This window comes from Mesorhizobium sp. WSM4823, assembly GCF_055811195.1.
On the sequence record NZ_JBVVQL010000004.1, the window covers coordinates 380,441 to 403,244 of the forward strand.

Sequence of the window (22,804 nt, forward strand, 5' to 3'; positions counted from 1 at the left end):
CGTAAAAGCTTAGTCCATTCCAGGCATCGACCCAATGCCAGCGCATGACCCCGAAATCGAATTCGATTTCGGGAAGGATCATGTGCCAAATCAAGTTTCTACAGCGTCCTTTACGCGTCCGAAAGGACGCACGGCGCCGTAGTCAAACGATCGTGTCGAAGAGCCGCAGGATAAACGATATTTGATAGACCAGCGCGGCGGCGACAAAGGCGATGTGGAAGCGACGGTCGCTGACGAGGATCGCGATGATGCAAAGCGCAACGAACACCGGGGTGCGGAACAAATATTCGACGCCGAAGCGAGCAAAATGCTCGGGCCCTTTCAGCAACGTATCGATCACGTCGAGCAGATAAGTCGCCGCCAGCAGGCCGAAGAACCAGGCGCGGCGCGAGTAGAAAAAATCCTCGTAGCTGGTGTAGTCCAGCATCGAGTCCGGAAACAGCAGCGCGCAGAGCAGGAACAGCGTGACCGCGTAGAAGATGATGAACAGGTACTTGCCGAAGGTCCAAGTCTCGATCTGGAACAGACCGAACTCCCACCACCAGAAATGCACCAGCATCAAAAGCACCGACGCAACCCAGGCCAGATGCACGGGATAGAGCCGGTATTGGCCTGGATGCTGGACAATGCGGGCCACCCCGGACAGCAGCCGCGTGACGCCAAGCCCGATCACCATGCCCAAGATGATGCGGATGTGCGGGAAGATGTCGTGGGCGTAGGGGAGTTGCTGGTTCATAACCGCCCAAGGAGGATACCGGTGCGAAGGGCTGTTCAAAGCGTCGCGGTCTAAAGGCTTAATCGCGGATAAGTTGATCCGACGACCAGGGAGCGCCCGGGAAAAAATCGTGGTGGAGAATGTCACTGATCGAATACGGGCAGTCGACAGGAAAATCACGCTCGTTCAGACCCGTCTCGTCCGCCGTCTTTAGCCTCGCCATCCTGAATTCTCGTCCGAGCTGTTGCCCAGGATAAGCTTTCAGGCCCGGGCTTTCGTCGAGCAGGTTTTCGATCTGATATCGCTGCTCGCGAATTGTCATCAACCATCCGGCTTTACGCTTCTCGGCTTGAAATTGCCATTTGAGGAGGTGCAGTAGCAAGGTGCCCAGCCTGCTTCTGATCTCTCTTTTGTCGCTACGCCCCAAACTCTCGATCTCCTCCGCCAGATTTTGTCGATCGAGGTCGGACAGACGACCTTCGCGCAGCAGTGCGCCTTGTTCGGCGCACCACTGAGCATAGTCGGCCTCGTAGGGCGTCAATTGCTGTTTTCGAAAAATCTTGTTCATCCAGCGTATATTGCTCCAAAGGGTCTAGATTTCCAAGTTGGAAGCAAAAGATGGAGCCGATCAGGTTCTTCTCCGAAGCGTTTTCAGCGCGGCGGTTGACAATTCGTGCACAGTTATGGGCGAGCAGTCGACACGCGCGCGCTTTGCCGTCAGAGACATCTGACCAAATTCATGAACTTTGGCGAAGTTGATTGGTTAGAACAAAAAGTACCTCTGCGCCATCGGCAGCACGGTGGCCGGCTCGCAGGTGAGTAGTTCGCCGTCGGCGCGAACCTCATAGGTTTCAGGGTCGACCTCGACATGCGGGGTAGTGTCGTTGAGCACCATAGAATGCTTGCCGATGCCGCCGCGGGTGTTCTCGACCGCGACCATCTGCTTGTCGACGCCGAGCCTGCCGCGCAGGCCGGCATCGAGCGCCGCCTTGGAAACGAAGGTTACCGACGAATTGGTCATCGCCTTGCCATAGGCGCCGAACATCGGCCGGTAGTGCATCGGCTGCGGCGTCGGGATCGAGGCGTTGGGGTCGCCCATCGGGGCGGCGGCGATCATGCCGCCGATCAGCACCATGTCAGGCTTGACGCCAAAGAAGGCCGGGTTCCACAGCACAAGGTCGGCGCGCTTGCCGACCGCCACCGAGCCGATCTCGTTCGACAGACCATGCGCGATGGCCGGGTTGATCGTGTATTTGGCGATGTAGCGGCGGACGCGGAAATTGTCGTTGTCGCCGGTTTCCTGCGGCAGCGAACCGCGCTGGCGCTTCATCTTGTCGGCGGTCTGCCAGGTGCGGATCGCCACCTCGCCGACGCGGCCCATGGCCTGGCTGTCCGACGAGATGATCGAGAAGGCGCCGATATCGTGCAAAATGTCCTCGGCGGCGATGGTCTCCTTGCGGATGCGGCTTTCGGCAAAGGCGATGTCTTCCGGGATCGACGGCGACAGATGATGGCAGACCATCAGCATGTCGAGATGCTCGGCCAGCGTGTTGACGGTGTAGGGCCGGGTTGGATTGGTCGAGGACGGGATGACATTGGGCAGGCCGCAAACCTTGATGATGTCAGGCGCATGGCCACCGCCGGCACCTTCGGTGTGGAAGGCGTGGATGGTGCGGCCCTTGATCGCCGCGACCGTGTTCTCGACAAAGCCGGACTCGTTCAGCGTGTCGGTGTGGATCATCACCTGCACGTCGTAATCGTCGGCTACCGACAGGCAGCAATCGATCGCCGCAGGCGTCGTGCCCCAATCCTCGTGCAGTTTGAGCGAGCAGGCACCGCCCAGCACCATTTCTTCAAGCGCAGCCGGCAAGGACGCGTTGCCCTTGCCCGACAGGCCGATGTTCATCGGGAAGGCGTCGAAGGACTGGATCATGCGCGCCATGTGCCACGGCCCCGGCGTGCAGGTGGTCGCCAGCGTGCCATGCGCCGGCCCCGTGCCGCCGCCGAGCATGGTGGTGATGCCGGACATCAACGCTTCCTCGATCTGCTGCGGGCAAATGAAGTGGATATGCGCGTCGAAGCCGCCGGCGGTGAGGATCTTGCCTTCGCCGGCGATGATCTCGGTGCCGGGGCCGATGATGATGGTGACGCCGTTCTGCATATCCGGATTGCCGGCCTTGCCGATCGCGGCGATGCGGCCGTCCTTGAGGCCGATATCGGCCTTGAAGATGCCTGAGGCGTCGACGACCAGCGCATTGGTGATGACGGTGTCGACCGCGCCCTGGGCGCGGGACACCTGGCTCTGGCCCATGCCGTCGCGGATGACCTTGCCGCCGCCGAATTTCACCTCTTCGCCACGGAGGGTGAAATCCTTTTCGACCTCGATGAACAGCTCGGTGTCGGCAAGCCGCACCTTGTCGCCGACGGTCGGGCCGTACATCTGGGCATAGGCGGCGCGGGTGATTCTAGCCATCGGCAATTGCTCCTGAAATACGACCCAAAATACAGCCTGTCGAAGCCCGGCCCCACATTGTCGCCATCCTATGGTCACGCAATGACCCGCTGGGCGACACTTTCCGATCCCATTTAGCGTTTGAGGTGGCCGGGTCACCCCAAAACGACCGTTTGCCACTCGATGGAAAGGAAGATCCATGCGCAAAACGATAAGTCTCGCAGCCGCCGCCACCCTGCTGTTCGCCACCGCTGCCAGCGCCCAGCAACAGCCTGCGCCGCAACCCAGTGAGCCGCCGGCTTCGCCCGCTCCTGCGGCGCCCGGCGCTCAACCGCAAACGCCGGCGATTCAGTCCGTCAACGTCGTCGACATCGAAGAACTGCCCAAGGAAACGCAGACGAAGGTCAACGACGTGATCGCCAAGCGCGGCGAGGACGGCCTGCAGAAATTGCGCAGCTCGATCGACGCGACGCCCCAGGTCAAGTCCGCGCTCGAAGCCAAGGGTTTGACCTCGGCGCAAGTGATCGCCGCCAGCATGGACACCAATGGCGCGCTGACCTTGATCACCAAGAAAGCAAGCTGACGATGCGCTATGGCGGGCCGGCACAAGGCCGGCCTGCCGCATCGGGGAGGGAACCTTCGCAGGACAGAATACGTTTCGACTTTTTGGCGTAGAAACGAGTTTCGAAAGAGGCTCTGAGAGCAAGCGATGGCGATCACCACCTTCCCCGATACCAGATGGCTGCATATGATTGCCGCAACTGCCTTTCTCGCGGCGAGTGTTCCCCATGCCGCGCTGAATGCGCAGGGGCTTGAAGGCCCTGATGGCCCTGATACCGTCAACAGGATCATCGGCTCGGAGGTCGGCCAGGAAGAGACCAATACGACCGTGGAAGCCGGCAAAGTCGCCACGGCGATAGACCGGACGCGTGAAAACATCGGCGCGGTGCGCAAGACATCCAAGCTCGACAAGGTCGACATCGTGTTCCTCACCGATGCGGCGCGCACGGAAGGCGGTCCGCCGCCGGAGATCGAGACCAAGGTTAAGGAACATCAGGAAGACATTGCGGAACTGCGCAAGGAGATCGAGGCGAACGCATTGCTGTTCAACGCTATCGACTCTCGACGCGTGCTGACCGAAGACGTCCTTGCTGTGGAATTCGACGATCCCGGAAAGGTCGTCATCTACGCGGCGGCCAAGCCGCCCGGCTGAGCCGAAACTGCTTGGCGTCCTGGATATCACAGCGCGCCCATGATCTTCTGCTGAAACCCATAGACCTCGCGCTTGCCGCCGAGCGGCACCAAAGTGACGTCGCGCTCCTGGCCGGGCTCGAAGCGCATCGCCGTGCCGGCAGCGATATCGAGGCGCATGCCCCGCGCCTTGTCGCGATCGAATTTCAACCCCTCATTGGTCTCGAAGAAGTGATAGTGGCTGCCGACCTGGATCGGCCGGTCGCCGCTGTTGGCCACTTTCATGGTGACGGTGGGCTGGCCCTTGTTCAGTTCGATCTCGCCGCCTGCCGTGATGATTTCGCCCGGGATCATCGCCCGCCTCACAAGACGCCGAAGGCGAGGCCGGCACCGACGGCGGCACAGGCGCCGCCAGCGGCGCGGGCGAGACCGCGGAACCGCTTGCCAAGCCCAAGGCCGGCAGCGAGGCCGGCGGCATGGAACAGCGCGGTGGCGACGGCAAAGCCGGCCATGTATTCGAGCCCGCCGGCGTTTTCAGGCACCTCGGTGCCATGGGCGTGACCGTGGAACAGCGCAAACAGGCCGAGGATGGCAACGCCGGCCAAAACCGGAAGGTCGACCGCGAGCGCGACCAGCAGCCCCAGCGCCACGACGGACGCCAATATGCCCGGTTCGACGAACGGCAGCGGCACCTGCAGCATGCCGAGCGCACCGCCCGCCAGCATGACGCCGACGAAGGCGAGCGGCCAGGCAACAACCGCCTTGCCGCCCTTGAGCGCTGCCCACAACCCGACCGCGATCATCACCGCCATGTGGTCGAGGCCGGAAAGCGGATGCATGAAGCCGGCTGACAAGGACGAGGCCGTGCCGATACCGACATGGGCATAGGCGGGCATTGCGGCGGCGAGAAGCAGGATCGCTGGGAGAGACGTGCGTTTGATGGTTGCGGGGATCATCGATATGCCTTCCGTTGTCAGGATCGAGCCGTCACGCGGCATTGCGGGCCGGGCCACAGCCTTCGGCCTTGAGGACGCGCTTTGTCGAGGCGGGATATTTCTTCAGCATCGCTGCCGGCCGGATCGGGCGCACCGAGAAATCGCCGCCGCAATTCGGGCAGACGCCGCCCAGCACATGTTCCACGCAATCGGCGCAGAAGGTGCATTCGAAGGTGCAGATCAGCGCATCCGTCGTCTCGGGCGGCAGGTCCTTGTCGCAGCATTCACAATTGGGGCGCAGCTCAAGCATTTCCTCTCCTCACCTTATCGACCTCACCTTATCGGCTGGTGCACGGTTACCAGCTTGGTGCCATCGGGAAACGTCGCTTCGACCTGGACGTCATGGATCATCTCGGCGATGCCCTCCATCACCTGCGCGCGGGTGACGACGTGGGCGCCGGCCTCCATCAGCTCGGCGACCGGGCGGCCGTCGCGGGCGCCCTCGACGACGAAGTCACTGATCAGCGCGATCGCTTCCGGGTGATTGAGCTTGACGCCGCGTTCGAGCCGCTTGCGCGCCACAATCGCCGCCACGGCGATGAGCAGCTTATCCTTTTCCCTTGGCGTGAGGTTCATGCGTTTCCCTAGGATGGCGTAAACAAGATTGGCGTAGTCACCAGTGGCGTAGTCGGAATCAGAGTGACCATAATTTGGGCAGACCCGCCCGTCCGTTGAGCAATTCGACAAGCGGAACCAGCCGCTTGCGGAGCTGGTAGCCGTCCTCGGCAAACAGCCTCGCAAGAAGCTTGCCAGATTTTTTCACATTCCAGACGCTGGCGTCGCCCTGGTCGCCGATGATGTGCCGGGCCGGATCGAGCAAAGCCTCCACCCGCGGCGAGATCATCAGCACCGTCGCCAGGGCGATGGCGCCGCCGGCCACCGCTGAACGGCCCAAAGTGGCCGCAATACCGGGCCCGATGCGGAAATCCTCGGCATGAACGAGCGCTCCGTCCTGGCTGACGCGCCAGCGGTCGTGGAAACTGCCCTGCGCGGCGCGTTCGCCCATGGCAAGGCGGCCGAAAACGGTTGCCTCAAGCACCAGCGCCTCGGCGCCGGCGGCAAGCTCCAGGTCGAGCCTGCGGGCAAAGGCCGATCGATCAAAGACGATCGTTTCCTGCGGCAGCCAGGCTATTCGGCCGTCCGCGCCGACAGTCAGCTTCACCCGCACCTCGGCGCGATCGGACGCGGCGCGGTAGACCTTCTCGCAGGCCTGGGTCGTGATGGAGGCGGAGGCGCCGGCGCCCACATCGACTTCCCAGCCCAGGCGGTCGCCGCCGGTCAGCCCGCCGGCCGTGTTGATCAAGACGGCTTCGAGCGGATCAGCCGATACGGCCGGCATGCGGATCTTGGCGGAACCATCCTGATAGAGGCGCCGAAGACGCGTGCGGCCGCCGGTCCTGTCGCAGGCAAGCTGCGCCATTCCGGCGACGCGCTGGGCCGGCAGCGCCGAGATCAGGCCATGTTCGATCATATCCACAGCGCCAACGTTAAGCACAGCGGCGGCTTTGTCGATATATAGCTTGTTGCTTGACAACGTTTCGGTTTCTATAGAGGGAGCCACCTTGGTACTGTCACGCAGCGCCTGACGGGGTAAAAGGCGCGATGACGATTTGAATCCGGAAAAAGGGGCGCTGATCAGTCGGCGTCGAGAAACGATAAGGTTGGGGAAGGAACCGAATGGCTGACCAGCTGGCAACAGACATCATCGCGAAGATCAAGGCTCATGCCGAGCCCGGTGGCGAAGAAATCACCACCAATACCGAACTGACCTCGCTTGGCATCCATTCGCTGGAACTGACGGAGATCATCTTCGACCTCGAGGAACAGTACGGCATCGAGATCGAGATGAACACGGTCGATGCCTGGAGCAACCTGAAGAACGTCGGCGACATGGTCGAGGCGGTTCGCGCGCTGATCGCGAAAAAGCCTGACTGAATGCACAAGCGCGTCGTCATTACCGGCATCGGCGGCATATGCGGGCTCGGCGCCAATGCACCTGAGATCTGGGGCGAGATGCGCGCCGGCCGTTCGGCCATCGGTCCGATCGTCAATTCGGAACTGTATGACCTGAAAGTCAGGGTCGGCTGCGAAATCAAGGCGCTTCCCGATCACGGTATCGACCGCAAGCAGGTCGTGTCGATGGACCGCTTCAGCCTTTTGGCGACGATCGCCGCACGGGAGGCCGCGCAACAAGCCGGGCTGACCTCGCACGCAGCCAACACCTATAGGATGGGAACCATCGTGGGCGTCGGCGTCTGCGGCTGGGAAGCAATCGAAGAGAGCTATCGCGCCATCCTGCTCGAAGGCAAGAACCGCGCCGGCATCTTCACCGTGCCGAAAGTCATGCCCGGGGCGGCGGCCGGCCATGTCAGCATGAATCTCGGCTTGCGTGGACCGGTTTTCGGTATCACCTCGGCCTGCTCTTCGTCCAATCACGCGATCGCCTCGGCGGTCGACCAGATCAGGCTCGGCCGCGCCGATATCATGGTCGCCGGCGGCACCGATGCGCCGCTGGTCTGGGGCATCCTGAAAGGCTGGGAGGCGCTGCGGGTGCTGGCACCCGACACGTGCCGGCCGTTTTCGGCCGATCGCCAGGGCCTGGTGCTCGGCGAAGGCGCCGGCATGGCGGTTTTGGAAACCTATGAGCATGCGGTGGCGCGCGGCGCCACAATTCTCGCTGAAATCGCCGGGGTCGGCGTTTCCGGCGATGCCTCCGACATCGTCGCGCCGACCATCGAAGGGCCGGAAGCGGCGATGCGCTTCTGCCTCGTCGACGGCGGACTCAATCCGGAAGACATCGATTATCTCAATGCGCATGGCACCGGCACCAAGGCCAACGATCAGATCGAGACGGCGGCGATCAAGCGCGTCTTCGGCGATCATGCCCACAGGCTTTCGATCTCGTCGACCAAATCGATGCACGCCCACTGTCTCGGCGCATCGGGCGCCCTGGAGCTGATCGCCTGCATCATGGCGATCCGCGACGGCATCGTGCCGCCGACGGCCAATTTTCGCGAGGCCGACGCCGATTGCGATCTCGACATCACGCCGAACGAAGCGCGCGAGCGCAAGGTACGCGTTGCGATGAGCAACAGCTTCGCCTTCGGCGGCACCAACGCGGTGCTGGCGGTCAAGGCGATCTGACCGCAGGTGGCTCACGGCTGGTTGCCCGGACACGGCGAGACTTTTCACCCGTCATATTGATCGGGCCGCCCGTCGCGCTTAATTCTCGGCGAGCCGCCCCTCCCGCTTGCGCGCAAAAATCCCCGCCAAGGAGTTTTTCAATGACCGACCTGTCCGTCTTTCCGATCGCCTCGCGCTGGCCGGCCAGCCAACCCGACCGCATCCAGCTCTATTCGTATCCAACGCCGAACGGCGTGAAGGTGTCGATCGCGCTGGAGGAACTCGGCCTGCCATACGAGGCGCATGCGGTGAACATCGGCAAGAACGAAAGCTGGACGCCGGAATTCCTGTCACTGAACCCCAACGGCAAGATACCGGCGATGATCGATCCGAACGGTCCGGGCGGCAGGCCGATCGGGCTGTTCGAATCCGGCGCCATACTGCTCTATCTCAGCGACAAGACCGGCAAGCTGATCCCGGCCGACCCGGTGCGGCGTTACGAAACGATCCAGTGGGTGTTCTTCCAGATGGCCGCGATCGGCCCGATGTTCGGCCAGGTCGGCTTCTTCCACAAATTCGCCGGGCGCGAGATCGCCGACAAGCGGCCGCTGGAGCGCTATCGCGACGAATCGCGGCGGCTGATCGGCGTGCTTGAGACGCGGCTGAAGGGCCGCAGCTGGATCATGGACGACGACTACACCATCGCCGACATCTCGATGCTGGGCTGGGTGCGCAATTTGATCGGCTTCTACGAGGCGCGGGACCTTGTCGGTTTCGACGATTTTCCCAATGTCGCGGCATGGCTGGAACGCGGCCTTGCCCGGCCGGCAGTGCAAACGGGCCTCGACATTCCCGCGCGGGGCTGACTGGCGGCTAACCGGTCGAGCCGCACAAAGCGGCGGTTTATTTCGGCGGCGGTCTTATTTTGCCTTGGGTTTGGGTTTCGAGCCGCCCTTGCCCATGACCGAAGCGGCCAGCGATGCGGCGCCCCTGGCGGTGGCGACAACCGCACCGGCCGCCACATTGGCCGTCGTTTTGACCGTGCGCATGGCGCTGTCTGCCATCGAGCTGCCGCCGCTTGCCGATTTCCTCGGCTTGGCGGCTTTTGCCGTTGACTTAGCTGTGGCCTGGCTCACTTTCTTCGGTGTCGCCTTGCCAAAGGCGGGCTTTGCCCCATCCTTGGAGCGAGCGGCCACTGCCGGGCCAGCGCCCGTCTTTGATTGAGTTGCCTTTGATCGAGTCGCCCTGCCCTTGGCGGGCGCAGGCTTTCTTGCCATGGTTGCCATTGGACGTTTCCCTCATGTCAGCATCATTGCCGTATCCGACACAACGGCCGGAAAGTCCTAAGGTTCCGGCAGGGCCGCCCTGCGCCGATCAGGCTTGATCGCCGATCACCAGATCGGCGGGCCGGCGGCGGGCAAGCACGCGGTCGATATTCGGCATGTCGTTGGAGGCGATCCAGGCGCGGGCGTCCTCGTCGGAGCGGCCATGCTCGTGCCATCGCTCAAGCAGCCGGCGCTCGAGCTCGGCGCGCGGCACGCCGATGAAGATCGAGAAATCGAACAGCGGCGCCAGTCGTGACCAGGGTTCCTCGTCGAGCAGGAGATAATTGCCTTCGACCAGGATGAACTTGGTATCGGCAGCGATGATCGAGGCGGCGGCGCGCGACAATTCCATGCTGCGGTCGAACACCGGAATGGCGATGTCGGGCTCGCCCGCGCGGATGCGCTTCAGCAGGGTTTCGAAGCCGGCAAAGTCAAACGTTTCCGGAGCGCCCTTTCGCGTGCGCAGGCCGAGCCGATCGAGCACGACGTCGTCGTAATGGAAGCCATCCATCGGCACGATTTCGGCCGCACCCTCCGGCAGCAGTTCATGCAAGCGGGCCGACAGCGTCGACTTGCCGGCGCCCGGAGGACCGGCGATGGCAACGACAAAACGCTGCGCCTTGCCGGCGCGTTTGAAGATGGTAGCGGCGAGATGAGCGGTCTCGGACATCGGTGCCTTTCTGGCTGGTCGACCGCATCTTGGCGATAGTTCGCGGAAATTTCAAACCCCGGATTGGTTCCTCGACACGAAGGCGGGGAGGAGAGCGCTCAACCTGGGACCGACCTGCCAATCCGCAAGAAATCGCTGTCGAAAGCGACATCCCTCACCGAACCATCGGCAGCCGCGATGTGCATACGTCCCTGCGCGGTCGCAACGTCGCGCGGCGGCTCGCCGCCGGCTTCTTGGGGCAGGGAGCCGATGACGTGGCGGAACGAGACGCTGCGGCCTTCGCCAAGAGCAAAGGCGGTCGCCACCCCTTCCCGCTTCAGCCAGTTGTCGCCGAGCGAGGCGGCATGGCCGAGCGCCGTGCGGCCGTCCTCGATGCCGAGCACGCCGCGATGGCGGCCGCTCCACGGCGCGTAGTCGCGTCCGCCATTGCTGACCCACAGCATGGTGACCGGCAGTTCGGCCGGGTTCTTCAGCACCAGAACGAGATCGGCTTCGGCCTTTCGCGCCAGCGCGGTCCAGCCCGGCCCGTCATGATCGGCCTCGACCAGCGTGACGAAATCCTCTCGGCTCTGGTCCATGCGATAGTCGGTCAGGTCGAGCGTGCCGCCACCGGCGGTGGGAAAGCGCGTCAGGTCGGTGGAACGCGAGGGATAGGCCAGGAGAGAACGGCCGCGGGCCGGATCGGGCTCGAGCGAGTCGTCCGGCGTTGCGGCAAACCGCTTCGGCGAAAAGGCGAGCCTGCCGCCGTCCTTCATCACCGTCATCGGATGATGGGCGACCGAAATCGCGCCGGAACCGCCGGAAAAAACATGCTCCTGGTAGAGAAAGGGATGGTCGTCGCGCACAGTAAGTATTTTGTCGACCGTCGCGCCCATGACTTTGCGCTGCAGCCTGAAAACAGCGCGCCAGCCATCAGCGGTGGCCTTGGAGTCGATGACGTCCCACGGGCTGTTGGCCGGCCAGCCGTGCAGGGGTGCTTCTTCGACATCGCTTCGCGAAAACGGCGCGCAGAGAAAGTCGCCGGACAGGCGAACAGTGCCGGCCGGCAGGTCCTGCGGCAGCGTCTCGCGCGGCTCGTCGATCCACGGCGCGCGATGCAGCGGCCGCAACCGGCGCCCATCGATGTCGACTGCCATGTCGGCGAGATGGCCGACGGTGAGATCGACCGTCACCGAAATGCCTTTTGCCTTTATCGTCAGCGTTTCCATGGCGCACCTCGTGATTCTATCGGCGCCAGCAAAACCTGCATGTGCCGGTTGCGCAAGCCGCGTGGCCGGCATTTTACGTCAGACAGCACTGGCGTCGGCGCAGCAGATCGCCTTACTGCCTGATGTACTCCCGCACCGGCGACTGGGTGCCGTCGGTGTAGGTAACCTGGACCGACATCGACGTCACGTCGTCGGCGACCTTGAAATAGGGCTGGTATTCGTAAGGGATGGCGTAGGGGTCCTTGGGGTCGCAGGGCGGCATCTCGATCGCTTTGTCGAGCGCAGCACCGTTCAGGCCGTAATGCACCGCCTTGATGGCGCAGCGGTAGGATAGCATCTGGGTGAAATAGACCAGGCCGCGGTTGCCGCTGGCGTCGAAGGCGATCCACGACGTCCAGAACTGGTCGAGGATCTGCTTATTGCCTTGCTGAAGTGCCGCCTCGGGATCGAAGCGGATGTCGAACGGCCCGGTCTCGCGACCCCTGACATCGAGATATTTGATCGCGATGCTGCCGGCGGCGGTGCTGTCGGGCAGTTCGAAACTCGGATTGGGCATCGGCTTGCCGGTGGTCTGGTCGTTGAGCGCCAGGAAACCCGTCTCGGTGAACGGACCGCTGTCGCCTATGCGCCATGAAATGCCGGTCGCCGCTTCCGGAATGGAAATGGTCATCGACCAGCCCTGGTTCGAGCGCATCGGCGTCAGCGTCGGGGCAAAGCGCCCGGCATCGAGCACGTCGCCAAGCGCTGCCAGCCGGCTGCGGCTGCGGTCCAGCCAATCGGCGAGCTGGGTCTGATCGACGAAATATTTGAGCAGCCCGCCGTCCTTCTCATAGGACATGAACCTGGTCAGCGCCGTCGCCTCGCTGCGCTTGTCGGACAGCGCCTGGAAGCCGAGACGATCTTCCGAAAACTCCTGCGACAGCAGGAAATAGGCCGGCGCGAAATCGGCATTGGCGGCGACGAACGCATTGAGTTTTTGGAGACGCTGGGCATCGTCGAACTGCAAGGCATGGACGAGCTTGATCGACAGCGCCTTGCCCTTGTCGGCCAATGCGCCGAACACCTCGCGGGCGCCGGCCTTGCCGTCCTGCACCCGAAGCAGAGTGGCGAAGCGCGTATAGGGGTCGATGGCGTCGACATCGAAGCCGGCGAAGGCGAGGTAGGAACGCCGGGCATTGAGCATGTCGCCCGACAATTCGTAGACGCGGGCATTGTGATAAAACTCGTCCGGCCGCTTGGGCTCGGCGATCGCCCCGCCCTGTGCGGCAAGTGCGGCAAAGCCCTTGGCGATGGCGTCGATCGAAACGGCGATCTGCTCGGTCGTCGCCTGCAGCTTTTCGGCCTGGGCCTGCTGCTGCTGGCCGGCAGCCACGGTGTCGGCCAGCGTGTCGGCCAGGGCGTCAGTCGTCTGCTTGACCGCTTCGACGGTCTTTTGCGTCTCGGCACCCTGCTCGGTCTGCTGCTGCTGGACCGAGGCGATCTCGTCGGTCTTTTGCACGACCTTGTCGGTCGATTGCTTGACCGTCTCGACCGTCTTTTGCGTCTCGGTGACGGTCTGCTCGATCTTCGCCACCTTGGCCGAGACAATGCCCATCGAGCGCTGCAGCTCGGCCACCGCCGGCACCAGGCCGGCGATCAGCCCGTTCTGGGAACTTGTCTGCTGCTGAATGGCAAAGACGCCGCCGGCGACCGCCGCGGCGGTGCTGGCGAACACCAGCGCCGGCAGCGCCTTGGCCGCCAGCACCAGCCGCAGCACGATAGCGATGGCGATGATCGCCGCGGCGATCGCGGCGACCAGCGCGATATAGGCGGCGAACGGCGCCAGCGGCGTGAGGATGTCGGAAATGAAGCCGCCGACGAAGGCCACGCCCGTGGCCCATCTGCCGGTGCGGCCAAGAGATGCCCTGATAAGCGACGGCGCAGCGCCGCCCATGCCGATACCGCCCGCCATGCAATCCCCCCAATACCCAATGCCGCGTTCTTTCTAGCCGGAGCGCGACCGCGTGGAAAGGTCAGGGCGGAAACAGGCGATTGCGCGGCCCAGTGGCCATCGACGGCGCGGTCGCGAAAATGCGTTTATCCGGGGATAACCCTGGGCAAGACCGGCATTAACCAAATGGACGGGGCAATCGGGTTAGGCTAGTTTCCCACTCGTTTCAGCAACTGCTTACCTTCAGAACAGACCCATCTTGTCCAAACCGCGCCTCTTTCCGCTCATCCAAAGATTTGTCGCGGCGTTTGCGCTGCTGGCGCTCGTCGCCGGCTGCACGACGACGCCGCCGGAGACCATGCTGGCGGTGCCGGCGGCGCCGCAGAAATATGCGGCCATCGTCATCGATGGCAGCACCGGCAAGACGCTGTTCGAGGTCAACTCGACGGCGCCGCGCTATCCGGCGTCGCTGACCAAGATGATGACGCTCTATTTGCTGTTCGAGGCGCTGGACCAGGGCCGCCTAACCAAGACGACGCTGATCCCGGTTTCGGCCAACGCCGCCAGGCAGCCGCCGACCAAGCTGCGCTTCAGGCGCGGCGAGGCGATCGACGTCGAATCGGCGATCCGGGCGATCACCGTCAAATCGGCCAACGACGTGGCGGTTGCCGTCGCCGAATATCTCGGCGGCAGCGAAGAGGCGTTCGCCGCAATGATGACGGCCAAAGCGCGCCAGATCGGCATGCGCAGCACCGTCTTCCGCAACGCCTCGGGCCTGCCGGACGGCGTCCAGCAGACGACGGCGCGCGACATGGCGGTGCTCGGCATGGCGCTGCGCGCCCGCTTCCCGCAGCATTTCCACTATTTCTCCGAAAGCGACTTCATGTTCCGGGGCCGGCTGGTGCGCGGCCACAACGACATGCTCGGCCGCGTCCGCGGCGTCAACGGCATCAAGACAGGCTATATCAGGGCCTCAGGCTTCAACATCGTCACCTCCTACGATGCCGACGGCCGCCGGCTGATCCTGGTGGTGATGGGCGCCGACAGCGCGCGCCAGCGCAACGACCACGTCGAAGCGCTGATCCAGCGCAGCCTGTCGACGGCATCGAACACGACGACAAGGCTGCTGTATGCGCAGGAGTGAGGGAGGGTAGGAAACTCCGGAAGCGCTCTGCAGGATTGTCTTCAGGCACACAAGTGAGCGAATAAAAGCCGTTGGTAAACAAGTGTTCGTAGTTTAGTTTGCCTATTGGGGCAGCGGTTTTCTCCATATTGGGATAGCCGCACGGAGGCAAATCCAGCGTGGCTGTCAAGATTGTGGTCGCGGTGACGGATGGGGATTGGTTTAAACAGCTCCGCCGCCAGCCTGATTTGACCGAGGTTAATTTCTGGTCGCCGTCACCAAAGGCGTTTCGCGCCTTGCAACCTGGTGAGCTCTTTCTGTTTAAGCTGCATTCACCGATCAACATGATTGTGGGGGGCGGGGTCTTTGCGTCCTCTACCATCATGCCGCTATCGTTGGCGTGGGAGGCGTTCGGAACGAGCAATGGCGTTACAAGCTTACCGGAAATGCGATCCCGTATCCTCCGTTATCGGAAGCTCGATCCGAACACGCCTGGGCCTGTCGAAATCGGCTGTCGCGTTCTCACGCAGCCCTTCTTTCTTGATGAGAGCCGCTGGTTTTCGCCGCCGTCGTCTTGGTCAAAGAACATTGTTTCGTTCACGACTTACGGGACTGACGACCCCGAAGGAGCGGCGCTGTGGAACACGGTGCAAGATGCAATGGCTCCGGCTGCTTCCGGCACAGGGTTTTCGGAAGGAAAGTCGCGATTTGGCGAGCCCGTACTTATTCGGCCGCGTCTCGGCCAGGGCGCATTCAGGCTATTGGTGACCGACCTTTATGACAGGCGCTGCGCCATCACGAAAGAACGTACCTTACCAGCTTTGGAGGCCGCCCATATTCGTCCGTATGCGGAAGGCGGGGAACATGCGCCAAGCAACGGGATTCTGATGCGGCGGGACATTCATAGCCTGTTCGATCAAGGGTATGTAACGGTCACACCAGATCATCGTTTTGAAGTGAGCCGACGAATCCGCGAGGAGTTTGAGAACGGTCGGCATTACTACGAGCTGCATGGATCGGCAATTGCCGTTCCTTCCATGATCAGCCAGCAGCCCGACGCAAATGCCTTGGTTTGGCACAATAACAACCGATACTCCGGATAGCTCGCTCACACTCGAACAAATGGGTTGCTACATTCCGTCTCGGCATGGCCGATGCGCGTAGGAGAAAACGGGCCTGCGACCTCTGCTTCCCGGAATTCGCACAACCTCCCACTTGACCGTTGAAGCCTGCCCCCGCATCAGATAAGAAGCCGTGGCTGGCCGGTTACCGGCTAGTTCGTTTTCCGGATCGTCGATCCTGAAGGCACCCGTAGCTCAGCTGGATAGAGCGCTGCCCTCCGAAGGCAGAGGTCACAGGTTCGAATCCTGTCGGGTGCGCCAATGATTTCAATAAGTTAGCCGCAGACACACGAGCGTTTATGCAAAGGCTGCTCACCAATCGCTCGCAAGCTCTGGCGTAGTTTGGCGAAAATGGAGCTTAAATTCTGGTGCGAGGATGGCCAGCAGGCGATCGGCTATACATCGCAGTTGTTTCAATCTGAGTGTCTATGGCAGCCCTGCACCACGCAGCTCAACCTGGACTGCGAGCAGCGCACCCTCCGTCACCGTCCCATGATGGATTGGACGGACTTAGGCCGAAAAGACAATAAAAATCAAGGCTTAAGGGGACTTCAATTTGCGATGCAGTACTAAATGCAGTACCGCAGGCGATGCCGCGGCTTCTCTCAGGCAATCTCAGCACCAAGCGCGGGAGGGATTTCTTCTGTCGAAGTTGTTTTACGCGCTCGCTGCTGCGTGAGTGCAATGCCCGCGAACGCCGCAATGCCAAACAATCCAACCAGAGTGTTGATCCATAGTGCCGGAAACACCCCGACTCCCGCCATCATGAAAGTAAGACCGAATGGCGCGAACGCCGAACTGAATTGCCGCGCTGCCGTGCTCCAACCTACATGCGCGCCGTAGCCGGCGCGGCCGAACAGTTCGAGCGGCAGCGTGCCGCCAACAATGCTCATGAAGCCTGAGCCCAGCCCGAATAAAATCGCGAACACGATTGCGCCCGGGATGGAAGGTGCGGTCATGAACAGGACCGCAAGGCCGAGTGCCAGCGCGAGAGCCTAGTCTAGGTCCTCGGCCGGATCTGCGCGATGAGAGCGCTCCGCCACCGATGCTCGCTGTGTAAGCACCGCGACCCCGAAGTCGTAGAACGGTGTGAGCCAATGATACCCGGCGGCGGGTGTGTAATCAGGCGGCATGGCGATCCTTTCTTGATTCGAGGAGCATGCATCCTGTAGCGCGTACAGAATCAAGATCGCGCTCCGCAGAGCATCGCGCTCGGCCGCAGCAGCCGGCAAATGACTCCCGCTAAAGTCGACCGTGTAAATTCCGCGCTCAGCAGCTCGGCGTCGGCGACATTGAGGCGTTTGCAAAAGGAAGCTCGGAGAGCTTTCGCGCCACGGTCGCCGCCGCGGCTTTCTTTACCTTCCGACAGGACAAGCCCGTGCCGCTCCCGGCGCGGGCTTGTCCATAGAGAAACCTGTGGTTTCAGCCCCAGCAGAATGGCCTTGCCGGGCCGGTATTGCGACCCATTTTGAATAGACCCCTGGGTGAATGCGAATGAGCACTGCCGACACCTCTGAGCGCGGGGGCGAGAGTCGATCGGCTGGAATTTGAATAATATGATCTCCAGAACCATTCAGCGCCGAACATTCACCTTCATCAGCTTGGGCACGGCACTGCTCGCGGTAGTGGTCAGGTCCTTAATAGATGAAGGTGGATCGTCCGGGCTTTTCACATTGTGCCTCGCGCGTTTTCCCGCGGCGGATCCGGCGAACCTCTGGCGCGAGTGGAGTTTCGCCCCCGCAGTCGCGTTCCCTATGGCCTTTGCCATCCTCCTATACGTGTTTGGTTTCAGGCGGCTTGCGGTTTCAAGTGAGCGGCCCACGATTGCTGAGAGGGTTTTCTTCACCGGGGGGATGTTGGTGCTCGGGGCTGCCGTGCTCTCGCCCCTTTGCCGAATGGCATCAACGCTGGCATGGGCTCACATGTTGCAGCACGTTGCGCTCGTTGCCGTCGCTCCGCCACTGCTTTTACTAAGCAATCCGGGAAGGGTACTAAGCAGGGCGCTGTCGTTGGGCTGGGGTCGATCACGCGCCCCACGACCTATCCTGAGCAATCATTTCCTTTTCGTCAGTGGCGCCTACGGTGCGGCGATATGGTTCTGGCATGTTCCACTTTTTTACGAGGCTGCGCTGCTCAATGACAGTGTTCATCTTCTCATGTACGGCACTCTGCTGACTGTCAGCTTCACCTTTTGGAAGGCAGTGATCGACGCAGTACGGGCACCTGGCGAGCGCTCCGGCGTCGTGGCTTTCAGCCTCTTCGGAACGATTCTGCACACAGGTCTGCTCGGCGCGCTTCTGACGTTCTCGCAAGCGATCTGGTATCCGTTGATCGCAACGAGGGCGATGGCTTGGGAAATGTCCCCACTTCAGGACCAGCAGCTCGCTGGCCTCATCATGTGGGTGCCCATGGGAATGATCTATCTTGCTGCGGGGCTGGCTGTTGTCGGATCCTGGCTAAGCGCATTGGACCGGCCAAGCCGAGTTCGAGGCTGGGACGCTTGACTCTGCGTGGACGGCAAGGCGGATGGAGCGGGTTTCGTCCGCAACAGGCGAAAGGCGGACGCAACGACACGGGATCGCCTCATCGCCAGCGGCTGTAGCACCTATAACCGAGGAGACGGCCGTCCGGAAGACACTACGCGCAAGGATTGCGTGATGTGGCTTGCAACCGCCATTGTCGCCATCGCCATCCGTTCCAAGCAATTCAGGACGTGGAATGCATATGGGCCGCCATTCGCACATTGAGATGGAAAAAGGCACTCGGCTTGTCATAGCGCTTGCGCTGAACGTCGGAATTACGGTGGCGCAAATCGTCGGTGGCCTGCTCTCGGGCAGCTTGGCTGTGCTCGCGGACGCCGCCCACAACGCCAGCGATGCGGCCTCGCTTGGCATCTCGTGGGCGGCATGGCGGCTATCGCGACGCAAAGCCGACGAGCGCCGGACATTTGGTTATCATCGCGCCGAAACGATCGGCGCGCTTATCAACCTCACGACCTTGTTCTTGATTGCTCTTTATTTGCTCTATGAGGCTGTAGACCGGTTCCTCAATCCTCAGGAGGTCGGAGGGTGGGTCATGATCATCGTCGGAGCGATCGCGGCGGTTGAGGACGCGCTATCTGTCTGGGTCCTTTCGAAGGATCGCGGCCTCAATATAAGAAGTGCGTACCTGCACATGATTGCCGACACGCTGGCCACGGTTGGTGTGGTGATCGGGGGCGTTCTCATTCTGCTGTTCGACGTCATATGGGTCGATCCGGTGATAACGGCCGTCATTGCCTTGTATATCTTCGTCCATGGCTATCACGAAATTCGGAAAGCAATCGACATTCTAATGGAGAGCGCGCCTGCCGATTTCGATCTCCAGGGCATGGTAGCCGAGGTGCGAGGTTTCGAAGGCGTGGAAGACATCCATCACGTCCATGTTTGGCGACCGGATGAAGAAAGGCTGGCAATGGAAGCGCATCTGATGGTTTCAGAGCGAGACCTGATGAAAGCCGATATCCTGAAGCGAGAAATAAAGGCCCGGCTCCGCGATCGATTCGGACTGGACCACGTCATGCTGGAAGCCGAATACGCGCCAACCGTCGATCACGATCGGGCTGTAATCCGTCGAGAGTAACGATCAGTTGCAGCCAATCGTGCGCCTTATGAACGCGTCGCGTTGGCGAAGCGAGCTTCCAAAAAGATGCTGTATTTCGAGATGCCGAAGCAGATCACGAAATAGATCGCCGCGATAAACAAGTAGGTCTCAGCGAAAGGACTCGGCCAATCCGGGTCGGTGAGGGCAGCCTTTCCAGCGCTTAAAAGATCGAAGAGTCCGACGACCAACACGAGCGCGGTGTTCTTGACCATGACGATGACGGTATTGGTAAGTGGTGGGATCACATTGCGCAACGCCTGCGGAAGCACAATGAGACGCGTCGTCTGGAGCCAGGAGAGCCCCAGCGCGCGAGCTGCTTCCGGCTGGCCAGCCGGGATCGATTGAAGACCTCCACGCACCACTTCCGCGATGTAAGCTGCGGAAAAAACAGTTAGGGCCACGCAAGCGCGTGCCAGCTTGTCCATGGTCATTCCATCGGGCAGCATGACTGGCAGCATGATCGAGGCCATGAAAAGAAGGCTAACGAGAGGGAGACCGCGGATGATCTCGATCAGGCCTATCGAGAGAAGTCTTGGCACGGGCAAGACCGACCGGCGCCCGAGGGCCAGAACGACACCGAAGGGAAACCCAATACCTAGCGCTGAGATAGCCAGGAGCAGAGTTACCGGCAGCCCGCCCCAATAGGCCGTCGGGACTGGGGCGAGTCCAAAAACACCTCCAGACATGAGCGTCAAGAATGCGGCGGTGCCGACAATCCAGCCGACCAGGAGCGAGCGCCGCCAAGCGGCGGGCTGAAGGCTCACCACGACAAGGATCATGACCACAATCGATCCCAACAGCGGACGCCATTGCTGTTCTGGCGGATAGATGCCGAACAGGATCTGGCGGTATTTGGCGCGCAAAAACGCCCAGCAGGCGCCGTCCGCCTCGCGGCATGCCGTTCCTTCCGAGGGTGACCAGATTGCATCCAGAATGCCCCACCGGATGAGGTTCGGAAGCGTGAGGAGAAGAAAGGCAAGGGCCGCCAGCGTCAGCGCGGCGCTTACGATGTCGCCGAAGAGGACGTGCCAGAGGGGTTTCTTGGCTTCCACCGGGCGCTCGACAACGGTCGCATTGACCGAAACCGTGTTGAATTGCTCGGCGATCATAGTCATCGCTGCACCAGTGCCACGCTGGCGTTATACCAGTTCATGAACAGAGAGATCGACAAGCTGATAGAGAGGTAGACCGCCATCAGGATTGCCACGCCCTCTATTGCCTGGTTTGTCTGATTGATGGTCGTGGCGACCACTGCGGCGAAATCCGGATAGCCGACCGCCAGAGCGAGGGTCGTGTTCTTCACGACATTGAGATATTGGCTGGTCATGGGGGGAACCATCAACCGTAGCGCCTGGGGCAAAACAACCAGCCGCAGGATTTGTCGCTTCCGAAGGCCGACTGCCCGTCCGGCCTCCCATTGGCCCTTCGGGACCGCGGCAATGGCGCCGCGAACGATTTCGGCAACAAAGGCGGCCGTGTACAATACCAGGCCGACCATCAGCGCCGTGAATTCCGGCGTCAGGGTAGCACCGCCTTCGAAGTTGAACCCGGACAGCGCTGGCCAGTCGAAACGGACGGTGCCCGTGGCAATGGCAGCAGCAATACCGACTGCCGACGCAGCCAAGATGGTTTTGTGGACCATAGATCTTCGCTTGAAAAGGCGGCCGTCCCGTCGGGAAATCGCCGCAATTGAGATGCTCGCCGCAATTCCGGCGATCCCAATCATCAAGAGAAGTGCGATTGTTTCGTTCCACACCGGCCAGGGAAAGAAGAGGCCGCGCAATGACAGAAAGACACCCGGAACCGGTTCCAGGGCCGCGCGGGAGGCTGGCATGGCCAGCGTGAGAAGCCCGTACCAGAAGAGAAGCTGCACGACGAGGGGTGTGTTACGGAAGACCTCGACATAGACCCCGGCCATATTTGCCACGACTGGATTCGCCGAGCGGCGGCCCATGCCGATAACGGCGCCGAGGATCGTGGCGATTGCGATCGCCAGGATCGAGACGTGGAGCGTATTGATCAGCCCTACCGTAAAGGCCCGCAGGTAGGAAGACGTCGGATCATAGGCGATCAGGCTCTCGGCAATCGGGAAGCGCGCGGCGCCGGACAAGAACTCGAAACCAGTCCGGATGCCTCGCCGCGCGAGGTTTTCGGCGGTGTTCACCGCTAGCCAGGAGATCGTGCCTACGAACCCGGCGAGGATGACGATCTGGATGAGCCCGGCGCGAACACGGACATCGTACCAAATCCGGCCCATCACGTTTGACATCCCTGTCCCTTGCCCGTCAGTTGAAGACCAGCGGGAACATCAGACCGCCATCACGCGCCAAGCGATTGTAGCCGCGCTCCAACTTGATGGGGCTATCTTTGCCGACGTTGCGGTCGAAAATCTCGCCATAGTTGCCGATCTGCTTGATGATGTTATAGGCCCATTTTTCATCGAGCCCGAGCGCCTTGCCATTGCCCGGCTCGACCCCAAGGAAGCGCTGAACCTTCGGATCGTCGGATTCCACCAACTGATCCACATTCGCCTGGGTTATGCCCAGATCCTCGGCGGCGATCAGTGCCTGGAACGACCACTTGACGATGTCGAAGAACTGTTCGTCGCCATGTCTGACCGCCGGCGCCAGCGCTTCATAATGGCCGCTTGCGGGAATGATGGCGTAGTCATCCGGATTTTTCGCCTGGGTGGCGCGGGAGGATGCAAGCGCAGAAGCATCGGAGATGAGGGCATCGCAGCGTCCCCCGAAGAAGGCCTGGCGCGTCGCCGGCACGTTGTCGAACAGAATGGGTTTTAAACCGAGGCTATATTTTCGGTCGAGGTCAGCGAGTGTCACCTCCGTCGTCGAGCCCGACTGGAGACAGACGGACGCCCCCTTCATGTCCTTGGCTTCGGTAATGCCCAAGCTTTTGGGGAGTATGAAGGCGTCATACTCGTAATAGTTGGCGAACGTGAAGTTCACGCCGTTGGCGTCTCGCCGCAGCGTCCAGGTGGTCGTCCGTGGAAGCACGTCGATTTCGCCGGTTTGCAGAGCGATGAGGCGTTGTGCACCGTTGAGTGGAACGAAACGGGCCTTCTCCTTGTCCCTGAGAATAGCAACCGCGATCGCACGGCAGGTGTCTACGTCGAGCCCTCGCCAGACCCCTTTTTCATCCGGTGCGGAGAAGCCCTGGTTTCCCTGGCTTGCGCCGCAGATGACGTAGTCACGCTTTTTGATTTGCTCGACGGTCTGCTGGGCAAACGATTGTTCGGGAGCCAACACGGAAGCCGCGAGCAATGCCACATAGGCAGATATACTCCATTTCATT

25 protein-coding genes and 1 tRNA gene are annotated in these 22,804 nt (G+C 61.6%); 11 read left to right on the top strand and 15 right to left on the bottom strand.

The window, feature by feature from the left end; genetic code table 11:
- Positions 1-142 precede the first annotated feature (142 nt).
- The 3 genes from AC0L26_RS13855 to ureC form a co-directional block, all read right to left on the bottom strand.
- Positions 143-736, bottom strand: coding sequence for a hypothetical protein (locus AC0L26_RS13855; protein ID WP_473633015.1), 594 nt, complete (start codon positions 734-736; stop codon positions 143-145).
- A gap of 58 nt (positions 737-794) precedes the next feature.
- Complete coding sequence (locus AC0L26_RS13860) at positions 795-1,283, bottom strand: DUF29 domain-containing protein (RefSeq protein WP_473633016.1); 489 nt, start codon at positions 1,281-1,283, stop codon at positions 795-797.
- Positions 1,284-1,478: 195 nt separating this feature from the next.
- The gene (gene ureC, locus AC0L26_RS13865) at positions 1,479-3,188 is read right to left on the bottom strand and encodes an urease subunit alpha (RefSeq protein ID WP_473633017.1); all 1,710 of its coding nucleotides are present in this window, start codon (positions 3,186-3,188) and stop codon (positions 1,479-1,481) included.
- A 178-nt stretch (positions 3,189-3,366) separates the two neighbouring features.
- Between ureC and AC0L26_RS13870 the strand changes: the two genes are divergently transcribed.
- Together AC0L26_RS13870 and AC0L26_RS13875 are read left to right on the top strand one after the other, a co-directional pair.
- Complete coding sequence (locus AC0L26_RS13870) at positions 3,367-3,750, top strand: hypothetical protein (RefSeq protein ID WP_473633018.1); 384 nt, start codon at positions 3,367-3,369, stop codon at positions 3,748-3,750.
- A 126-nt stretch (positions 3,751-3,876) separates the two neighbouring features.
- A complete protein-coding gene (locus tag AC0L26_RS13875) occupies positions 3,877-4,380 on the top strand; it encodes a hypothetical protein (RefSeq protein WP_352927284.1) in 504 nt (167 codons plus the stop codon).
- 26 nt (positions 4,381-4,406) lie between these two features.
- Here the strand turns inward: AC0L26_RS13875 and AC0L26_RS13880 are convergent, their stop codons facing one another.
- Genes AC0L26_RS13880 through AC0L26_RS13900 form a run of 5 tightly spaced genes read right to left on the bottom strand, consistent with a single transcriptional unit; the run spans position 4,407 to position 6,830 of the window.
- Positions 4,407-4,712 carry an urease subunit beta gene (locus AC0L26_RS13880; RefSeq protein ID WP_065011660.1) on the bottom strand — a complete coding sequence of 102 codons (306 nt, stop codon included), beginning with the start codon at positions 4,710-4,712 and terminating at the stop codon, positions 4,407-4,409.
- 8 nt (positions 4,713-4,720) lie between these two features.
- Positions 4,721-5,314 (bottom strand): HupE/UreJ family protein, encoded by a 594-nt coding sequence (locus AC0L26_RS13885; protein ID WP_473633019.1) that lies wholly within the window; start codon positions 5,312-5,314, stop codon positions 4,721-4,723.
- A gap of 31 nt (positions 5,315-5,345) precedes the next feature.
- Positions 5,346-5,603, bottom strand: coding sequence for a DUF1272 domain-containing protein (locus tag AC0L26_RS13890; protein WP_473633020.1), 258 nt, complete (start codon positions 5,601-5,603; stop codon positions 5,346-5,348).
- Between the two features lie 23 nt (positions 5,604-5,626).
- Positions 5,627-5,929, bottom strand: a complete 303-nt coding sequence (locus tag AC0L26_RS13895) for an urease subunit gamma (RefSeq protein WP_473633021.1) — start codon at positions 5,927-5,929, stop codon at positions 5,627-5,629.
- 58 nt (positions 5,930-5,987) lie between these two features.
- On the bottom strand, positions 5,988-6,830 hold the full coding sequence (locus AC0L26_RS13900) for an urease accessory protein UreD (RefSeq protein WP_473633212.1): 843 nt from the start codon (positions 6,828-6,830) through the stop codon (positions 5,988-5,990).
- Between the two features lie 200 nt (positions 6,831-7,030).
- Between AC0L26_RS13900 and AC0L26_RS13905 the strand changes: the two genes are divergently transcribed.
- The 4 genes from AC0L26_RS13905 to AC0L26_RS13920 all read left to right on the top strand — a co-directional run bounded on the left by AC0L26_RS13905 (position 7,031) and on the right by AC0L26_RS13920 (position 9,700).
- Positions 7,031-7,288, top strand: a complete 258-nt coding sequence (locus tag AC0L26_RS13905) for an acyl carrier protein (protein ID WP_352927295.1) — start codon at positions 7,031-7,033, stop codon at positions 7,286-7,288.
- Positions 7,289-8,497: a beta-ketoacyl-[acyl-carrier-protein] synthase family protein gene (locus tag AC0L26_RS13910; protein WP_473633022.1), complete on the top strand. Its 1,209-nt coding sequence runs from the start codon at positions 7,289-7,291 to the stop codon at positions 8,495-8,497.
- A gap of 140 nt (positions 8,498-8,637) precedes the next feature.
- On the top strand, positions 8,638-9,342 hold the full coding sequence (locus AC0L26_RS13915) for a glutathione S-transferase family protein (RefSeq protein WP_473633023.1): 705 nt from the start codon (positions 8,638-8,640) through the stop codon (positions 9,340-9,342).
- A gap of 94 nt (positions 9,343-9,436) precedes the next feature.
- Entirely contained in the window at positions 9,437-9,700 is a 264-nt protein-coding gene (locus tag AC0L26_RS13920) for a hypothetical protein (protein WP_473633024.1), read from the top strand.
- A gap of 150 nt (positions 9,701-9,850) precedes the next feature.
- Here the strand turns inward: AC0L26_RS13920 and AC0L26_RS13925 are convergent, their stop codons facing one another.
- The 3 genes from AC0L26_RS13925 to AC0L26_RS13935 all read right to left on the bottom strand — a co-directional run bounded on the left by AC0L26_RS13925 (position 9,851) and on the right by AC0L26_RS13935 (position 13,630).
- Entirely contained in the window at positions 9,851-10,471 is a 621-nt protein-coding gene (locus tag AC0L26_RS13925; RefSeq protein ID WP_473633025.1) for a nucleoside triphosphate hydrolase, read from the bottom strand.
- A gap of 98 nt (positions 10,472-10,569) precedes the next feature.
- Entirely contained in the window at positions 10,570-11,679 is a 1,110-nt protein-coding gene (locus AC0L26_RS13930) for a hypothetical protein (protein WP_473633026.1), read from the bottom strand.
- Positions 11,680-11,791: 112 nt separating this feature from the next.
- Positions 11,792-13,630 (bottom strand): methyl-accepting chemotaxis protein, encoded by a 1,839-nt coding sequence (locus AC0L26_RS13935; protein WP_473633027.1) that lies wholly within the window; start codon positions 13,628-13,630, stop codon positions 11,792-11,794.
- 238 nt (positions 13,631-13,868) lie between these two features.
- Here AC0L26_RS13935 and AC0L26_RS13940 point away from each other — a divergent pair, with 238 nt between their 5' ends.
- The 3 genes from AC0L26_RS13940 to AC0L26_RS13950 all read left to right on the top strand — a co-directional run bounded on the left by AC0L26_RS13940 (position 13,869) and on the right by AC0L26_RS13950 (position 16,114).
- Positions 13,869-14,753: a D-alanyl-D-alanine carboxypeptidase family protein gene (locus AC0L26_RS13940; RefSeq protein WP_473633028.1), complete on the top strand. Its 885-nt coding sequence runs from the start codon at positions 13,869-13,871 to the stop codon at positions 14,751-14,753.
- 158 nt (positions 14,754-14,911) lie between these two features.
- Positions 14,912-15,835: an HNH endonuclease gene (locus AC0L26_RS13945; protein WP_473633029.1), complete on the top strand. Its 924-nt coding sequence runs from the start codon at positions 14,912-14,914 to the stop codon at positions 15,833-15,835.
- 202 nt (positions 15,836-16,037) lie between these two features.
- Positions 16,038-16,114: transfer RNA gene (locus AC0L26_RS13950), tRNA-Arg, on the top strand.
- A gap of 344 nt (positions 16,115-16,458) precedes the next feature.
- Here the strand turns inward: AC0L26_RS13950 and AC0L26_RS13955 are convergent.
- A complete protein-coding gene (locus AC0L26_RS13955; RefSeq protein ID WP_473633030.1) occupies positions 16,459-16,812 on the bottom strand; it encodes a hypothetical protein in 354 nt (117 codons plus the stop codon).
- Between the two features lie 597 nt (positions 16,813-17,409).
- Here AC0L26_RS13955 and AC0L26_RS13960 point away from each other — a divergent pair.
- Positions 17,410-18,357 (top strand): cytochrome c oxidase assembly protein, encoded by a 948-nt coding sequence (locus AC0L26_RS13960; protein ID WP_473633031.1) that lies wholly within the window; start codon positions 17,410-17,412, stop codon positions 18,355-18,357.
- A 220-nt stretch (positions 18,358-18,577) separates the two neighbouring features.
- Positions 18,578-19,474, top strand: coding sequence for a cation diffusion facilitator family transporter (locus tag AC0L26_RS13965; RefSeq protein WP_473633032.1), 897 nt, complete (start codon positions 18,578-18,580; stop codon positions 19,472-19,474).
- 26 nt (positions 19,475-19,500) lie between these two features.
- On the opposite strand, the gene AC0L26_RS13970 is transcribed toward AC0L26_RS13965, so the two are convergent.
- The 3 genes from AC0L26_RS13970 to AC0L26_RS13980 all read right to left on the bottom strand — a co-directional run bounded on the left by AC0L26_RS13970 (position 19,501) and on the right by AC0L26_RS13980 (position 22,803).
- Positions 19,501-20,610, bottom strand: a complete 1,110-nt coding sequence (locus AC0L26_RS13970; RefSeq protein WP_473633033.1) for an amino acid ABC transporter permease — start codon at positions 20,608-20,610, stop codon at positions 19,501-19,503.
- A complete protein-coding gene (locus AC0L26_RS13975; protein ID WP_473633034.1) occupies positions 20,607-21,659 on the bottom strand; it encodes an amino acid ABC transporter permease in 1,053 nt (350 codons plus the stop codon). Before AC0L26_RS13975 ends, AC0L26_RS13970 begins: the two co-directional genes overlap by 4 nt.
- A gap of 121 nt (positions 21,660-21,780) precedes the next feature.
- Positions 21,781-22,803, bottom strand: coding sequence for an amino acid ABC transporter substrate-binding protein (locus AC0L26_RS13980; RefSeq protein WP_473633035.1), 1,023 nt, complete (start codon positions 22,801-22,803; stop codon positions 21,781-21,783).
- Position 22,804: the final 1 nt, after the last annotated feature.

Coding starts and splice junctions, on each gene's coding strand:
- AC0L26_RS13855 (WP_473633015.1), bottom strand. CDS start 736: ATGAACCAGCAACTCCCCTACGCCCACGACATCTTCCCGCACATCCGC.
- AC0L26_RS13860 (WP_473633016.1), bottom strand. CDS start 1,283: ATGAACAAGATTTTTCGAAAACAGCAATTGACGCCCTACGAGGCCGAC.
- ureC (WP_473633017.1), bottom strand. CDS start 3,188: ATGGCTAGAATCACCCGCGCCGCCTATGCCCAGATGTACGGCCCGACC.
- AC0L26_RS13870 (WP_473633018.1), top strand. CDS start 3,367: ATGCGCAAAACGATAAGTCTCGCAGCCGCCGCCACCCTGCTGTTCGCC.
- AC0L26_RS13875 (WP_352927284.1), top strand. CDS start 3,877: ATGGCGATCACCACCTTCCCCGATACCAGATGGCTGCATATGATTGCC.
- AC0L26_RS13880 (WP_065011660.1), bottom strand. CDS start 4,712: ATGATCCCGGGCGAAATCATCACGGCAGGCGGCGAGATCGAACTGAAC.
- AC0L26_RS13885 (WP_473633019.1), bottom strand. CDS start 5,314: ATGATCCCCGCAACCATCAAACGCACGTCTCTCCCAGCGATCCTGCTT.
- AC0L26_RS13890 (WP_473633020.1), bottom strand. CDS start 5,603: ATGCTTGAGCTGCGCCCCAATTGTGAATGCTGCGACAAGGACCTGCCG.
- AC0L26_RS13895 (WP_473633021.1), bottom strand. CDS start 5,929: ATGAACCTCACGCCAAGGGAAAAGGATAAGCTGCTCATCGCCGTGGCG.
- AC0L26_RS13905 (WP_352927295.1), top strand. CDS start 7,031: ATGGCTGACCAGCTGGCAACAGACATCATCGCGAAGATCAAGGCTCAT.
- AC0L26_RS13910 (WP_473633022.1), top strand. CDS start 7,289: ATGCACAAGCGCGTCGTCATTACCGGCATCGGCGGCATATGCGGGCTC.
- AC0L26_RS13915 (WP_473633023.1), top strand. CDS start 8,638: ATGACCGACCTGTCCGTCTTTCCGATCGCCTCGCGCTGGCCGGCCAGC.
- AC0L26_RS13920 (WP_473633024.1), top strand. CDS start 9,437: ATGACCGAAGCGGCCAGCGATGCGGCGCCCCTGGCGGTGGCGACAACC.
- AC0L26_RS13925 (WP_473633025.1), bottom strand. CDS start 10,471: ATGTCCGAGACCGCTCATCTCGCCGCTACCATCTTCAAACGCGCCGGC.
- AC0L26_RS13930 (WP_473633026.1), bottom strand. CDS start 11,679: ATGGAAACGCTGACGATAAAGGCAAAAGGCATTTCGGTGACGGTCGAT.
- AC0L26_RS13935 (WP_473633027.1), bottom strand. CDS start 13,630: ATGGCGGGCGGTATCGGCATGGGCGGCGCTGCGCCGTCGCTTATCAGG.
- AC0L26_RS13955 (WP_473633030.1), bottom strand. CDS start 16,812: ATGACCGCACCTTCCATCCCGGGCGCAATCGTGTTCGCGATTTTATTC.
- AC0L26_RS13960 (WP_473633031.1), top strand. CDS start 17,410: ATGATCTCCAGAACCATTCAGCGCCGAACATTCACCTTCATCAGCTTG.
- AC0L26_RS13965 (WP_473633032.1), top strand. CDS start 18,578: ATGGGCCGCCATTCGCACATTGAGATGGAAAAAGGCACTCGGCTTGTC.
- AC0L26_RS13970 (WP_473633033.1), bottom strand. CDS start 20,610: ATGACTATGATCGCCGAGCAATTCAACACGGTTTCGGTCAATGCGACC.
- AC0L26_RS13980 (WP_473633035.1), bottom strand. CDS start 22,803: ATGAAATGGAGTATATCTGCCTATGTGGCATTGCTCGCGGCTTCCGTG.